The sequence below is a fragment of the Pseudonocardia lutea genome (assembly GCF_042658055.1).
GTDB lineage: Bacteria > Actinomycetota > Actinomycetes > Mycobacteriales > Pseudonocardiaceae > Pseudonocardia > Pseudonocardia lutea.
This window is the reverse complement of sequence record NZ_JBHSQK010000134.1, coordinates 1-532: the sequence shown is the minus strand read 5'-3', so window position 1 is coordinate 532 and position 532 is coordinate 1. Positions and strand designations below refer to the sequence as shown.

General features: G+C 46.4%; 1 protein-coding gene. It reads right to left on the bottom strand.

Features of this window, described 5'->3' with window-relative positions; genetic code table 11:
- Positions 1 to 122: 122 nt before the first annotated feature.
- On the bottom strand, positions 123 to 532 hold a 410-nt coding region (locus ACFQH9_RS31995), incomplete at its 5' end, for a hypothetical protein (RefSeq protein WP_379572200.1).

The window sequence follows — 532 nt, the reverse complement described above, 5'->3', positions numbered from 1 at the left end:
GGAGGCCTCAGAAACGCGCTGAGGGCCTCTGAGGCGGTGCACGCAACGGATGTTATGGTAAATACAAGTGAGCGGGATAAACCATCATCTTTTATTGCGCGCGCAAGAAATAACCAATGCGGCTACCGATTTACACCAATCGCTATGCTGTTTTCATCTAGCAATATCCCTATTTTACACCCGCTGAATGTTGATCCGGACATCACAAAACCGCCTATAGCTAGTTGATTGTTTTCCGTGCTGAACAACTTTGGCGAGGATCCTCGATAACTTATTAGCTTTCCATCAGGAACATAAAGCTCAGCCTCTGCTTTTAGTGCAGCTGCGCTTTGTCTTCTGAGCTCGAATACCTCTTTCCCGTTAATAAGACAAACAGTTATCTTATCTTCATGCCGGAGAGTCACCCCTGCCTTTCTACCTTCTTCAGTAAGGTAGAGCTGCGTTCCTTTAGCCTTGGCCAGGTATGTTCCATCGTTGTGATAGATAGGGATGCTGGTAGTGAAACTAGCATCAACCGCACTCTCAACACTAA